Below are 12,784 nucleotides of genomic sequence, written 5' to 3'. Positions count from 1 at the left end.
GTCAGGCCTCCTTCACGTTCGCGCGGCCGACCGAAGCCGACTTGCGCTGCGAACCCACTTGCTGCACGGCACCCAGGCCCAGGTACTTGGGATTGGACAGGAACTTCGACTTCGACGTGGACGCGATCGCGACCAGCGGGTGCGTCACCAGGTAGACGATCACCAGGTCGAGCACCGTGGACATGCCGAGGGTGAACGCGAAGCCCTGGACGTCGCCGACCGCGATGATGTACAGGATCGCCGCGGCCAGGAAGCTCACCGCGTCCGAAGCCAGAATCGTGCGCTGGGCGCGGGTCCAGCCGCGCGGCACCGCGGACCGGAACGTCCGGCCCTCCCGGATCTCGTCCTTTATTCGTTCGAAGTAGATGACGAACGAGTCCGCCGTGATGCCGATGGCGATGATCAGGCCGGCGATGCCCGCCAGGTCCAGCGTGTAGCCGATCCAGCGCCCGAGCAGCACCAGCACCGCGAACACCAGCGAGAAGGACAGCGCCAGCGACAGGATGGTGAGCACGCCGAGCAGCCGGTAGTAGAACAGGCAGTAGATGAAGACCACCAGCAGGCCGATGCCGCCGGCGATCAGGCCGGCCTGCAGCGAGGCCAGGCCCAGCGTGGCCGACACCGTGGTCGCGTCCGAGGAAGCGAACGACAGCGGCAGCGAGCCGTACTTCAGGATGTCCGAGAGGTCCTTCGCCTCGGACTGGGTGAACTTGCCGGTGATCTGGGTGTTGCCGTCCAGGATCGCGACCTGGATGTTCGGCGCGGACACGACCTGCGTGTCGAGCACGAACGCGGCCTGCTGGTTGGTGTTCTTCGAGGTGAAGTCCGCCCAGATCTTGGTGCCCTCGCTCTTGAAGCTGAGGTTCACCACCCACTGGCCGCGCTGCTGGTCGTAGCCCGAGCTCGAGTCGGCGATCTCGGTACCCGGCAGGAACTCCGGCTCCAGCAGGTACTTGTACGTGTCGTGGTCACCGCAGGCGACCAGCGGCAGCTTGGGGTCGTCGTTGCCCTCGAGGGGGTCCTTGGCGTTCGGCGCGCAGGTGATCGCCGCCATCGCCTGGGCGACGAGCTCCTGGTTCGGGTTGCCGTCGGCGCCGATCATCTGCGGGTTCTGCCGGACGGCCTTCGCGGCCTGGATCTGCTTCGCGGTGTCGGCGTCGACCGAACCGTCCACCGGGGCCGGGGCCGGGGCCTGGCTCGACGCGGGCGGCGGCGTGGTGCTCGGCGGGGCCGGGGTGGTGCTCGGCGCCTGCGCGGGCGCGGCGGCGGGAGCACCGCCACCACCGGCGGCCGGGCTGGACGGCGGAGCGCTCGAGCTGGCGACCGGCGCGCCGGAGGACGCCGGGGGCTTGCTCGGGGTGCCCGACGTCGGGGCCTGCGTCCCGGTCGGAACGCCGGTCGGCGGCGTGGTCTGCGGGGGCACGACCGGCTGCGTCGCGTTGGCGACGACCTTCCGGAAGCCCAGCTTGGCCGTCTTGCCCAGGTTCTTCGCCTGGTCACCCTGCTCGCCGGGGACGGTGATCACGACGTTGTTGCCGTCGAGGAGGACCTCGGTGCCACCGACGCCGATCCCGTTGACACGGCGCTCGATGATCTGGCGCGCCTGGTTCAGGGACTCCCGGGTCGGCTGGCCACCGTCCGGGGTACGGGCGGTGAGCGTGACCCGGGTGCCGCCCTGCAGGTCGATGCCCAGCTTCGGGGTCGGCTTGTGGTTGCCGGTGAGGAACACCAGCGCGTACAGCACGATCACGATCAAGGCGAACAGGGCGAGATAGCGTCCCGGGCGGAGATGCCCGGCCGATGCTGCCACGGTGCTTCGGTCTCCTCGGACTGGGTGGGAACCCCGACGTTGCGGTGCCCGCCCGGAGGGTTTCCGGGCCGGGACTGTGTGCGATTCACTCCCGGGCACGGGTATGACGGCGGACACGCACGCAGCACCGAGACACTACTCGGTGCTGCGTGAGCCCGGCGTTGCGGCCATACCGACTTTCGTCGGAGGTTTCGCGCCCTGCCCAGGGGAGGCGCGGGGCCTTACTTCTTGCCGTGCTCCAGCGGGGGCGCGACCTGCGCGGTCGTGGCCGGCTCGTCGTCCTTGATGCCGGAGCTCGACTCGATGATCGACTCCTCGGCCGGGGCGTCCGACGACACCTCGCCGACCGAGTCCTCGTCGGTCTCGACGACCGGCTCGACCTTCTCGCGGACCGCGAGGCGCAGCCAGGTGGTGACGACGCCCGGGGCGATCTCGATGTCGATCGTGTTGTCGCCCGAGGTGTCGGCGACGGTGCCGTAAAGACCGGAAGTGGTCATCACGCGGTCACCGGGCGCCAGGCTGCTCTGCAGGTCCTGCTGCGCCGCCTGCTGCTTCTTCTGCTTGCGCGAGCTCATCACCAGCGGCACGGCGAGGACGAGCACGAGCAGCAGTGGCAGCAAAAGGTTTTGCATGATTCTCCGTTCGACGGACTCCGGGCCCAGCCGAAATGTCCGGTTTTTGGGTGGTGTGCTCCTGTCGAGTGTGCCAGGTACCGGCGCGGACGCCAGCACCCACCCGCCGGTACGGGCCGCTCAGTCCTGCTGGAACGGCGCCGATCCGCCCTGGTCGGGGCGCCCCGGGTGGTCGGCGGGCGGCACCAGACCGAGGTGTTCCCACGCGGTCGCGGTGGCGACCCGGCCGCGCGGGGTGCGGGCGAGCATACCGGCGCGCACGAGGTAGGGCTCACACACCTCTTCCACGGTGGTCGCCTCCTCCCCCACGGCGACCGCCAGGGTCGAGATGCCGACCGGCCCGCCGCCGAACGACTTGGTCAGGGCGGTGAGCACGGCCCGGTCGAGCCGGTCGAGGCCCAGCTCGTCGACGTCGTAGACGGCCAGCGCGGCCCGGGCGATCGCCACGGTCACCTTGCCGTCGGCGCGGACCTCGGCGTAGTCGCGCACGCGCCGCAGCAGCCGGTTCGCGATCCGGGGTGTGCCCCGCGAGCGGCCGGCAATCTCGGCGCAGCCGTCGCGGTCGATCGGGATGTCGAGGATCGTCGCGGCCCGCCGGACGATCAGCTCCAGCTCGGTGTCGCTGTAGAACTCCATCTGGCCGGTGAAGCCGAACCGGTCGCGCAGCGGGCCGGTCAGTGAGCCGGACCGGGTGGTCGCCCCGACCAGCGTGAACGGCGCGATCTCCAGCGGGATGCTCGTGGCGCCCGGGCCCTTGCCGACCACGACGTCGACCCGGAAGTCCTCCATCGCCAGGTAGAGCATCTCCTCGGCGGGGCGGGCGATCCGGTGGATCTCGTCGATGAACAGGACGTCGCCGGGCGCGAGGTTGGACAGCATCGCGGCGAGGTCGCCGGCCCGTTCCAGGGCCGGCCCGGACGTGATCCTGAGCGCCGCGCCCAGCTCGGCCGCGACGATCATCGCCATCGACGTCTTGCCCAGCCCGGGCGGGCCGGACAGCAGGACGTGGTCGGGCGGCACCCCGCGCCGCCGCGCGCTCTCCAGCACCAGCTCCAGCTGCTCGCGGACCCGCGGCTGGCCGACGAACTCGTCGAGCCGACGGGGCCGCAGCGTGCCCTCGACGTTCTCCTCGCCGGTCTGGGCCCACGCCGAGAGGGCGTCGTCCTCTTCCTCGGTCACGGCGTCATGGTCCATCAAGGCGCCCTACCGCTTCCGGCCGAGAGTGGTCAGCGAAGCGCGCAGCACGCTCGACGTCGTGTGGCCGTCACCGTCGGCGAGCACCTGGTCCACGGCCTGCTCGGCCTGCTTCGCCGGGAACCCGAGCCCGGCGAGCGCCTCGACGACCTCGGCGCGCAACGCGCCGGGGGCCGTGACGGCCGGCGCGTCCCCGGCGCCGAGCGCGGTGACCTTGTCCCGCAGCTCCAGGGTGAGCCGCTCGGCGCCCTTGCGGCCGATGCCGGGCACCGACGTGAGCACGGTGATGTTGCCTTCGACCAGCGCGCCGCGCAGCTTGTCGGGGTCGAGCACGGCGAGGGTGGCCAGCGCGAGCCGCGGCCCGATCCCGGACACCGTCTGCAGCAGCCCGAACAGCTCCCGCGCGTCGGCGTCGGCGAACCCGAACAGCGTCAGCGAGTCCTCGCGCACGATCAGGGCGGTGTGCAGCCGGGCCTCTTCGCCGCGGCGCAGGGTGGCCAGGGTCGCCGGGGTGGCCTGCACCGCGAAGCCGACCCCGCCGACCTCGACCACGACGTGGTCCAGGCCGACCGACAGGACTTCTCCGCGTACGGACGAGATCATCGTGCTGCTCCAGGCTTCTTCACGGCGGACTTCAACGGGGGCTTCCTGACAGTGGCTTGCTTGGCGGCCGCGGCCAGCCGCGCCTTGTGCGTGCGGGCCATCTCGGCCGCGCGGGCTTCGGCCTCGGCGAGCCGGGCCCGCATCGGCTCCCGCCAGAGGTGGCAGATGGCCAGCGCGAGCGCGTCCGCGGCGTCGGCGGGGTGCGGCGCGACCTCGAGGTTGAGCAACCGCATCACCATGGCGGTGACCTGGGCCTTGTCGGCCCGGCCGGACCCGCTGACGGCGGCCTTGACCTCGCTGGGGGTGTGGAACACGACCGGCAGGCCCCGGCGCGCGGCGGCCAGCGCGACGACGCCGCCGGCCTGCGCGGTACCCATCGCGGTCCGGACGTTCTGCTGCGCGAACACCCGCTCGACGGCGACCGCGGCCGGCTTGTACTTGTCCAGCCAGCGCTCGACCTCGTCGGAGATGCCGAGCAGGCGGTGCGCGAGATCGGCGTCGGGCGGCGTGCGCACGACGTCCACGGCCACGCACCGGACGACCCGGCCCTTGCCGCCGTCGACCACGCCCAGGCCGCACCTGGTCAATCCGGGGTCGACCCCGAGCACTCGCACGCTTGTCCTCCCGCCGCGAACATCAGTTCGAGCCTGAGGCTACTGGGCAGGCCTGCGGCAGGATGGCTGACATGCCGGAGCCGAAGGATTTCATCACCCACCTGGGACTTCAGCCGCTGCCCGTCGAAGGCGGGCGGTGGGCGCAGAGCTGGCGGTCCGACACCGGGTCCGCGATCTACTACCTGCTCGTCGCGCCCGAGTCCTCGGCACCGCACCGGCTGGACCGGGTGGAGGTGTACGCGCACCATGCGGGCGCGCCGGCCGCGATGCTGCTGCTCCACCCGGACGGCTCGGTCGAGCGGCCGGTGCTCGGCGCCGACGTCGCGGCCGGGGAACGGCCGCAGGTCGTGGTGCCCGCGGGGACCTGGCAGGCGACGATCACGCGGGGCGCGTGGAGCCTGCTGGGCACGGTGGTGGTGCCGCCCTACACGGACGACTGCGTGGAGTTCGCCGCGGCGGCCGATCTCGCGCTGCAGTACCCTGCCGCGGCCACCGACCTGGGAAAGTTCTGATTCAGGGGCCGTCGACGCCCGGGGTCCAGCTCTCCGGGTCGCCGCTCTCGGTGAGCACGAGCTGCCACTTCGCGAAGCCCTCGGGCGCGTCGGGGTGCCACGGGAATTTGCCCTCCGGTGTGGCGACGATCAGCTGCAGCGCCGGGAAGTCGCCGTCCGGGTAGATGAGGAACGCGGTGCCGAAGTACTCGGGGTAGTGCCCCTTGGCGACCCGCTCGAGGACCACCGGGACGCCGTCGAAGAAGTTGTCGTAGCGCTGGCCGACCTCGAAGATCTCGCCGTTGGCCGCGCGGTCGACGTACGCGTCGAGCAGGACCTGGCCCATCTGGTCGGGCAGCCCGACGACGACGGCCTCGGGCACGTTGTGCAGCGCCCACGCGCAGGCGGTGAAGCAGTAGCCGGCACCCTCGTCGTCGCCGGCGACCGTGACGACCGCGTTCCCGCGTTCCTTGGCCTGCGTCTCGATCCATTCGACCAGGCGCTGTTCGTCCGCCGTCAGGTCGGCGGCGATTTCGGCGGAGGCGGCGTGCGTCGTCGAGGTCACGGCGCACATTCTGCCTGACGAGCCCGCCGCAGCCCAGTACCCGGGCGCCTAAAGTTGCCGATCGGGCCGGGATGCGTTGCGGGACAAGGGAAAAGAAATGCGCCGCGGGTGATGTCCGCGGCGCATCTCTTTTCGCGGTGGTTCGTCAGCCGACCTCGGCGAGCACTTCATCCGAAACGTCGAAGTTCGCGTAGACGTTCTGGACGTCGTCGCAATCCTCGAGCGCGTCGATCAGCTTGAAGACCTTCTTCGCGCCGTCCGCGTCCAGGGGGACGCTGACCGTCGGGAGGAACGTCATTTCCGCCGACTCGTACTCGAACCCGGCCTCCTGCAGTGCCTTGCGCACCGGGACCAGGTCGCCGCCCTCGGAGACGATCTCGAAGCTCTCGTCGAGGTCGTTGACCTCCTCGGCGCCCGCGTCGAGGACCGCCATGAGGACGTCGTCCTCGGTGGCGTCCGCCTTCGGCATGATCACGACGCCCTTGCGGTTGAACATGTAGGCGACCGAGCCCGGGTCGGCGAGGGAGCCGCCGTTGCGCGTGAGCGCGGTGCGGACCTCCATCGCGGCGCGGTTCTTGTTGTCGGTGAGGCACTCGATCAGCACCGCCACGCCGTTGGGGCCGTAACCCTCGTACGTGATGTTCTGCCAGTCGGCGCCGCCGGCCTCTTCACCACCACCGCGCTTGCGGGCGCGCTCGATGTTGTCCTGCGGAACCGAGTTCTTCTTCGCCTTCTGGATGGCGTCGTAGAGCGTGGGGTTGCCGTCCGGGTCGCCACCACCGGTGCCGGTCCGCGCGGCCACCTCGATGTTCTTGATCAACCGAGCGAAGAGCTTGCCGCGCTTCGCGTCGAGGTTGGCCTTCTTGTGTTTCGTGGTGGCCCACTTGGAGTGGCCGCTCATCTCTCCTCCATCTGTTCCGTACCCCGGCCGGGCACCGCGTCTCAAGCAGCCTGTCTCAAGCAGCCTGTCGCACGAGGTCGACGAACAACCGGTGCACCCGCACGTCGGGCGTCAGTTCCGGGTGGAACGCGGTCGCCAGCACCGCCCCTTGCCGGACCGCGACGATCCTAGCGGCCTCGTCGCCCAGGCCGGGGACGCCGCTGACCGTGGCCAGTACCTCGACGCCGTCACCGGCCTTCTCGACCCACGGAGCCCGGATGAACACCGCGTGCACGCCGCCACCGCCGACCCCGGCGAAGTCCAGGTCGGCCTCGAAGGAGTCGACCTGCCTGCCGAAGGCGTTGCGCCGGACGACCACGTCGAGCCCGCCGAGCTGCTGCTGGTCCGGCCGCCCGTCGAGGGTCTGGCGCGCCAGCAGGATCATCCCGGCGCACGAGCCGAACGCGGGCAGCCCGCCGGCGATCCGCGCGCGCAGCGGTTCCAGCAGCTCGAACGTCTCGAGCAACCGGGACATCGTGGTCGACTCGCCGCCGGGCAGCACCAGACCGTCCACTTCGGACAGCTCGGTGGCCCGCCGCACCGGCACCGCCCGCGCGCCCGCTTCTTCCAGCATCGCGACGTGCTCGCGCACGGCACCCTGCATGGCGAGCACACCGACGACCGGCTTGGACGACACCCAACCTCCCGAAAGACCCTTCCCACCAGCCTAGACGCAGACCCGCAGCGGCGGAGCGTCAGGTCAGCGCGCGCCCGGTCCCGGAGCGTAACCGGACGGGACGCGGGTCAGGGGACGCCGGCGAGGCGCAGCAGGGCGGCCGTCGCGGCGGCCGCGACGACGACCAGCACGAACGGGGCCTTGCGCCAGGCCAGGACTCCCCCGGCCAGCACCCCGGCGGGCCGGGCGAAGCCGGCGAACGAGTGGCCTTCGGTCAGGGCGCTCACCGCGACCAGTGCCGCCAGCAGCACCACCGCGCCGAGCACCATGAGCCGTTCGGCGCGCGGCGACAGCTTCACCCGCTCGCGCAGCAGCGGGCCGGCGAGCCGGAAGGCGAAGGTGCCCACGGCCAGCACGATCGTGCCGATGAGCAGTTCGGCGCCGTCCATCAGCGGACCTCCTGCGGTTCGGCCCCGGGCTCGGACCCGGGCTGGGGTTCGCGCGCCGCGACCCCGGCGACGACGCCGGCCAGGGCGAGCAGCACCGGCAGGCCGGCGGGCAGGAACGGCGTCGCGACCAGGGCGACGACCACGCCCAGCAGCACCGGCAACCGGGCCGCGCGGTCGCGCAGGGACGGCAGGACCAGCGCCAGCAGGACCGCGGGGAACGCCGCGTCCAGCCCGAACGCGTCGGTGTCGCTGATCGCGGTGCCGGCGAACGCCCCGACGACGACGCCGAGGTTCCAGCAGGCGAACAGGCCGATCCCGCAGGCCCAGTAGGCCGCGCGACGCCGCTGCCGCTCCTCCTGGGCCAGCGCGAACGCCACCGACTCGTCGATCATCAGGTGGCTGCCGGCCAGCCGCGCGCCCCACCGTTTGCCCAGGACGTCGCCGAGCGCGAACCCGAACGGCAGGTGCCGCGCGTTGACGAGCAGCCCGGCCAGCACGGCGGCGAACGGATTGCCCCCGGAGGCCACGATCCCGATGAACATGAACTGGGACGCCCCCGCGAAGACCAGCAGGGACATCACCATCGGCGCCCAGATCGGGAAGCCGGAGCCCACCGCGATCGCGCCGTAGGACACCCCCACGAGACAATCGGCCAGGCAGACCAGACCGATGTCCCGGGCGAGAGCCCGATCGAGTGTTCGCCATATCGAACGCATGTGTTCTATGGTGAACAACGGGACCCGTGTTCGTCAAGGCGAACAGAAAGACCGATGGAGCGAACGGCATGGCGCAAGAAACCACGGGCGCGCCCCTGGAGATCATCGCGGCCTCGCTGCGCCGCGAACGGACCCGCGCGGGCCTGTCCCTGACCGAGGTGGCGCGGCGCGCCGGCCTGGCCAAGTCGACGCTCTCGCAGCTGGAGTCCGGCACCGGCAACCCGAGCGTCGAGACCTTGTGGGCGCTCGGCGTCGCGCTCGACGTGCCGTTCTCGCGGCTGGTGGAGCCGGACCGGCCGAAGGTCCGGGTGATCCGGGCCGGCAAGGGGCCCACGGTGTTCGCCGAACACGCCGACTACGCCTGCACGCTGCTGTCGGCGTGTCCCCCGTCGGCCCGGCGGGACGTGTACCTGATCCGCGCCGAGCCGGGCACGCCGCGGCGGTCCGACCCGCACATGACCGGCGTGATGGAGCACATCGTGCTGTGCGCGGGACGCGCCAGGGTGGGCGTCCTGGAGGCACCGGAGGAGCTGCTGCCCGGCGACTACATCTCCTACCCCGGCGACGTCCCGCACATCTTCGAAGCCCTCGAGCCGGGCACTTACGGCGTCGAGATCTCCGAGTACATCTAGGAGGTCACCAGCCGCGCTCGGCGAGGCGGTGGGGCTCCGGGATCTCCTCGACGTTGATGCCGACCATGGCCTCGCCCAGCCCGCGCGAGACCTTCGCCAGCACGTCCGGGTCGTCGTGGAACGTCGTGGCCTTGACGATCGCCTCGGCGCGCTGCGCCGGGTTGCCGGACTTGAAGATGCCCGAGCCGACGAACACGCCCTCGGCGCCCAGCTGCATCATCATCGCCGCGTCGGCCGGGGTGGCGATGCCGCCCGCGGTGAACAGCACCACCGGGAGCTTGCCGGCCTGCGCCACCTCGCGCACCAGCTCGTACGGCGCCTGCAGCTCCTTAGCCGCGACGAACAGCTCGTCCTCCGGCAGCGACGTCAGCTTGCGGATCTCGCCGCGGATCTTGCGCATGTGCGTGGTGGCGTTGGAGACGTCGCCGGTGCCGGCCTCACCCTTGGAGCGGATCATCGCCGCGCCCTCGGTGATCCGGCGCAGGGCCTCGCCCAGGTTGGTCGCGCCGCAGACGAAGGGGACGGTGAACGCCCACTTGTCGATGTGGTTGGCGTAGTCGGCCGGGGTCAGCACTTCGGACTCGTCCACGTAGTCGACACCCAGGGACTGCAGCACCTGCGCCTCGACGAAGTGGCCGATGCGGGCCTTCGCCATGACCGGGATCGAGACCGTCTCGATGATCGCGTCGATCAGGTCCGGGTCGCTCATCCGCGCCACACCGCCCTGGGCGCGGATGTCGGCCGGTACGCGCTCGAGCGCCATCACCGCGACCGCGCCGGCGTCTTCGGCGATCTTCGCCTGCTCGGCGGTGACCACGTCCATGATCACGCCGCCCTTGAGCATCTCGGCCATGCCGCGCTTCACCTTGGCGGTGCCGGTGACCGACTGGACGGAGCCGTTCTGGGGAGTGGTCTGCTGCTCGGGCACGACGAGGCCTTTCGACACGAGATCGGGAGGGGTGACGAGTCCGAGCGTAGGTCGGCGGTGGACCCTTCAGGCAGGCCAGTACGCGGGTATCTCAGCAGTCCACTTCGCCGGCGCCCTCGACCAGGACTTCGGCGGCCCGGGTACGCGTGTAGAGCACGTGACGTCCGGCACGGTGGCCGCTGACCAGGCCCGCGGCCTTGAGGACGCCGAGGTGCTGCGACACCGCGCCGGCACTGAGACGGGTCCGGCGGGCCAGCTCCGAGGTGGACGCCGGCGCCGCCAGCTCGGCCAGCAGCATCGCCCGGCCGCGGCCCACCACGGCGGCCAGCGCGCCCGGCGCGGCCGCCGTGCCGGTCTCCCACAGCGTCGCGATCCCCCGCGGCGGGTACCGCAGCACGGGCTGCCAGCGCGGGTCGGTCTTGGAGAACACCCGCGGCCAGACGAACGCCGAGGGCACCAGCACCAGGCCGCGCCCGTCGAGCGGGACGGCGGCGTGCAGGTGCCGGTGCGCCACCGTGAGCGTGCCGCCCTGCCAGCGGACCATCGGGGTGAGGTCGTTGAACAGCTCGGCGGCACCACCGCGGGCCAGCAGGCGCGACCGGTGCAGCACGTCGGCCTCGAGCAGGGCGCGGATCCGCGGCCACTCCGGCGCCAGCACGAGGTCCCAGTACCGCTCCATCAGCGTCGCGAGCCGGTCGAGGCCCGCTTCCGGATCGCGGTGGAAGCGGTTCAGCGCGAGCGACCGCGGCCCGGCCATCGCGTCCAGCTCCCGCCGGACGAGGCGGGCGGGCACGTCGCGGAGGTCGGCGAGCTCCTCGGCCAGCTCCGGCAACGGCGTCGAGGGGGTGCCCGCCAGGAAGCCCGGGAGGTGCCGGACGGGCACCAGCTCACGCAGGAGCGAGATGTCCAGCCCGGCCTCGTCGAGCGCCGCGGTGGCGCGCTTGACCCACGGCAGGTGCAGCGCGTGCTCCCCCGGCTGGTTCAGGACGCGGACGCTCGCCACGATCTCCCACCCGGGCGAGAACGCGAACCGGGTGTGCGCCAGGTCCTCTGTGGAGAATGCCAGGTCGAGCACGCTGCCTCCTGCCGCCGGAACGGTTCCAGGTTAGAGCGCTCCCTTGTGGACAGTCGAGTGGGGTGCCGAAAGTCCTTGGGGGAAAGCGAAAATTCCTCGCGGGTCATACCTCCGGGCGACCGCGCGCAGCCTCGGCAGGTTCGGCCCGTAGTAGGCCAGCGGCCAGTCCGGCATCTCCGGGTCGAGGTAGTTCACGTACCCGGTGGTGCCGAACTCCGGCCCCAGCCCGTCCCGCACGGCGGCGAGCGAACGCCGGGCGCCGGCCTCGCCGCCCTCGCCCGGTTCGGCACTGTGCAGGAACTGGAGGCTCGCCACGGCGGTCCGGTGCGGGAAGGCCGTGTCCCGGACGCCGACGCGCGCGATGGCGCCGCCGCCGGCGTCGATGATGGTGTCGACGCCCGGGTCCCGGATCAGCAGGTCGACGACTGCGGCCGGGTCCGCGGCCGGCCGCGTGAGCATCCGCGACGTCCCGACGTAGGCCGCGCGGTTCACGACCGCGCCGGGCCGGGACTCCCGGTCGTCGAAGGAGCGCATCGCGGACAGGTGGTCCGTGGTCCGCCGCCGCTGCTCGGCCGGCGGCGTGCCGACCCGGCGGATCAGGTCGTCGAGCAGCTCGTTCATCCGGGCTTCGGGGCCGAGGAACGTGCCGCCGAGGTTGGCGTGGTCGTCGCCGAGGCCCATCCCGGACCACAGCTCGTCCGGCATCTCCGGCTGCCACTCCTGCCAGGCGGCGAACAGCGCGGTCTGCGTGCCCACCGGGAAGTGCAGGTCGAAGACGGCGACGTCGGCGATCGGCACGGTCCGGAACGTGAACCCGGTGACGATCCCGAAGTTGCCGCCGCCCCCGCCGCGCAGTGCCCAGAACAAGTCGGGCTCGGCGGTCGCCGAAACCGTGCGCGCCCGGCCGTCCGCCGTGACGATCCGCGCGGCCTCCAGGTGGTCGCAGGTCAGCCCGTACTTGCGGTCGAGCACCCCGACGCCGCCGCCGAGGGCGAGCCCGGCGATGCCGACCGTGTCGCAGCTGCCCGCGGGCAGCACGCGACCGGCCGCCGCGAGCGTGGTGGCGACCGGCCCCAGCCGCGCTCCGGCGCCGATCACCGCGCGGCCGCCGGGGCGGACGTCGACGCCGGAGAACCGGCTCAGGTCGACCACGATCCCGCCGTCCACTGTGGAATAGCCGGGATAGCTGTGCCCGCCGCTGCGCGCGGCGATCGGCAGATCGTGCCGCGCCGCGAAGGCCACGGCGGCCTGGACGTCCTCGATCCGCGCGGCCCCCACCACCGCCGCCGGGACGCGGTCGTCGTACATCGTGAAATAGCCCTGCTTCGCCTCCGGATAGCCCGGATCGCCCGGCCGGAACAACGGTCCGGCCAGTTTCCGGCGGAGCCGCTCCCATTCGTCTCCCGGCAGCCCGCCGGCCAGTCCCGCCACCGGAACCGCCCCCGAAATCCGCAGGAAAGTGCGCCTGTTCACCGTCACCAAAACTCCCCCTCGCCCCGCTCCCCCGGGCATTCGGCTG

The 12,784-nt window shown here is 72.0% G+C and carries 15 protein-coding genes; 2 read left to right on the top strand and 13 right to left on the bottom strand.

The window, feature by feature from the left end; genetic code table 11:
• Position 1: 1 nt before the first annotated feature.
• From secD to ruvC, 5 genes are all read right to left on the bottom strand, one after another.
• The gene (secD, locus tag OG494_RS10300; protein ID WP_328454296.1) at positions 2–1,810 is read right to left on the bottom strand and encodes a protein translocase subunit SecD; all 1,809 of its coding nucleotides are present in this window, start codon (positions 1,808–1,810) and stop codon (positions 2–4) included.
• Between the two features lie 221 nt (positions 1,811–2,031).
• Positions 2,032–2,442: a preprotein translocase subunit YajC gene (gene yajC / locus OG494_RS10295; protein WP_328454294.1), complete on the bottom strand. Its 411-nt coding sequence runs from the start codon at positions 2,440–2,442 to the stop codon at positions 2,032–2,034.
• Positions 2,443–2,562: 120 nt separating this feature from the next.
• Positions 2,563–3,636: a Holliday junction branch migration DNA helicase RuvB gene (gene ruvB / locus OG494_RS10290; protein WP_328454292.1), complete on the bottom strand. Its 1,074-nt coding sequence runs from the start codon at positions 3,634–3,636 to the stop codon at positions 2,563–2,565.
• Positions 3,637–3,645: 9 nt separating this feature from the next.
• On the bottom strand, positions 3,646–4,239 hold the full coding sequence (gene ruvA, locus OG494_RS10285) for a Holliday junction branch migration protein RuvA (protein ID WP_328454289.1): 594 nt from the start codon (positions 4,237–4,239) through the stop codon (positions 3,646–3,648).
• Positions 4,236–4,853 carry a crossover junction endodeoxyribonuclease RuvC gene (gene ruvC, locus OG494_RS10280; RefSeq protein WP_328454287.1) on the bottom strand — a complete coding sequence of 206 codons (618 nt, stop codon included), beginning with the start codon at positions 4,851–4,853 and terminating at the stop codon, positions 4,236–4,238. Before ruvC ends, ruvA begins: the two co-directional genes overlap by 4 nt.
• 71 nt (positions 4,854–4,924) lie before the next feature.
• Between ruvC and OG494_RS10275 the strand changes: the two genes are divergently transcribed.
• Positions 4,925–5,365 (top strand): cupin domain-containing protein, encoded by a 441-nt coding sequence (locus tag OG494_RS10275; protein WP_328454285.1) that lies wholly within the window; start codon positions 4,925–4,927, stop codon positions 5,363–5,365.
• Between the two features lies 1 nt (position 5,366).
• Here the strand turns inward: OG494_RS10275 and OG494_RS10270 are convergent, their stop codons facing one another.
• The 5 genes from OG494_RS10270 to OG494_RS10250 all read right to left on the bottom strand — a co-directional run bounded on the left by OG494_RS10270 (position 5,367) and on the right by OG494_RS10250 (position 8,630).
• Positions 5,367–5,918, bottom strand: coding sequence for a DUF4262 domain-containing protein (locus OG494_RS10270; protein WP_328454283.1), 552 nt, complete (start codon positions 5,916–5,918; stop codon positions 5,367–5,369).
• A gap of 136 nt (positions 5,919–6,054) precedes the next feature.
• Positions 6,055–6,810 (bottom strand): YebC/PmpR family DNA-binding transcriptional regulator, encoded by a 756-nt coding sequence (locus OG494_RS10265; RefSeq protein ID WP_328454281.1) that lies wholly within the window; start codon positions 6,808–6,810, stop codon positions 6,055–6,057.
• Positions 6,811–6,865: 55 nt separating this feature from the next.
• Entirely contained in the window at positions 6,866–7,486 is a 621-nt protein-coding gene (gene pdxT, locus OG494_RS10260) for a pyridoxal 5'-phosphate synthase glutaminase subunit PdxT (protein ID WP_328454279.1), read from the bottom strand.
• Positions 7,487–7,593: 107 nt separating this feature from the next.
• Positions 7,594–7,914 (bottom strand): AzlD domain-containing protein, encoded by a 321-nt coding sequence (locus tag OG494_RS10255; RefSeq protein WP_328454277.1) that lies wholly within the window; start codon positions 7,912–7,914, stop codon positions 7,594–7,596.
• Positions 7,914–8,630, bottom strand: coding sequence for an AzlC family ABC transporter permease (locus OG494_RS10250; protein ID WP_328454275.1), 717 nt, complete (start codon positions 8,628–8,630; stop codon positions 7,914–7,916). The genes OG494_RS10255 and OG494_RS10250 overlap by 1 nt, the downstream gene beginning before the upstream one ends.
• Positions 8,631–8,698: 68 nt before the next feature.
• On the opposite strand from OG494_RS10250, the gene OG494_RS10245 reads away from it, so the two are divergent.
• Positions 8,699–9,262, top strand: a complete 564-nt coding sequence (locus OG494_RS10245; protein ID WP_328454273.1) for a helix-turn-helix domain-containing protein — start codon at positions 8,699–8,701, stop codon at positions 9,260–9,262.
• A gap of 4 nt (positions 9,263–9,266) precedes the next feature.
• On the opposite strand, the gene pdxS is transcribed toward OG494_RS10245, so the two are convergent.
• The 3 genes from pdxS to OG494_RS10230 all read right to left on the bottom strand — a co-directional run bounded on the left by pdxS (position 9,267) and on the right by OG494_RS10230 (position 12,738).
• Positions 9,267–10,190, bottom strand: a complete 924-nt coding sequence (gene pdxS / locus OG494_RS10240) for a pyridoxal 5'-phosphate synthase lyase subunit PdxS (protein ID WP_328454271.1) — start codon at positions 10,188–10,190, stop codon at positions 9,267–9,269.
• 91 nt (positions 10,191–10,281) lie between these two features.
• Positions 10,282–11,265 carry an ArsR/SmtB family transcription factor gene (locus OG494_RS10235; protein ID WP_328454269.1) on the bottom strand — a complete coding sequence of 328 codons (984 nt, stop codon included), beginning with the start codon at positions 11,263–11,265 and terminating at the stop codon, positions 10,282–10,284.
• A gap of 30 nt (positions 11,266–11,295) precedes the next feature.
• Positions 11,296–12,738 carry an FAD-binding oxidoreductase gene (locus OG494_RS10230; protein ID WP_328458913.1) on the bottom strand — a complete coding sequence of 481 codons (1,443 nt, stop codon included), beginning with the start codon at positions 12,736–12,738 and terminating at the stop codon, positions 11,296–11,298.
• Between the last annotated feature and the right edge of the window lie 46 nt (positions 12,739–12,784).

The organism is Amycolatopsis sp. NBC_00438, from assembly GCF_036026695.1.
Lineage (GTDB): Bacteria > Actinomycetota > Actinomycetes > Mycobacteriales > Pseudonocardiaceae > Amycolatopsis.
The sequence above is the reverse complement of the archived record's forward strand: the minus strand, read 5'-3'. Positions and strand labels throughout refer to the sequence as shown.